This window comes from Pseudoalteromonas sp. Angola-30, from assembly GCF_028599215.1.
GTDB classification, from domain to species: Bacteria; Pseudomonadota; Gammaproteobacteria; order Enterobacterales; family Alteromonadaceae; genus Pseudoalteromonas; species Pseudoalteromonas atlantica.
Genome location: NZ_JAQREI010000067.1, coordinates 1 through 451 on the forward strand (window position 1 = coordinate 1; position 451 = coordinate 451).

Sequence of the window (451 nt, forward strand, 5' to 3'; positions counted from 1 at the left end):
ATTGCTGATAGCGAAGAGGCAAAAACACAAAAATTAATTGCCCTTAAAAAGCTACAAGGAATGTACTTTAAGGAAGTCAGCCAACTAACACGATTAAGTCAGCGAGCAGCGCTCTATAAAACTAAATTATTGCCGCAAATGGCCGAGCAATCCCAAGCGACCCTGAATGCTTATACCCGCGATGATGGTAATTTTTCGGATGTGATGCAAGCGCGGATCAGCGAATTAAATGCCAAAATAGACGCACTTAATATTCACGTTGATCAAAAAATTATTATTGCACGGTTAAATTATTACGCCAGTGCTGATGACGCCAGCTTAAAAAACTTATCACAGCAGGAGCTAACCTATGAATACTAATTTTAAATTGTCATTGGTGGCTATATGCAGTGCAGCGCTGACGGCCGGGGTATTATTGAGCTTGCCAGCTGAGCACACTATGCCAAGCGAT

Annotated in this window: 1 pseudogene; it reads left to right on the forward strand. The window is 41.7% G+C overall.

The features are described 5' to 3' along the window. A pseudogene (locus tag PSH54_RS20620) lies at nucleotides 1-360 on the forward strand (TolC family protein); the annotation flags it as partial. Between the last annotated feature and the right edge of the window lie 91 nt (nucleotides 361-451).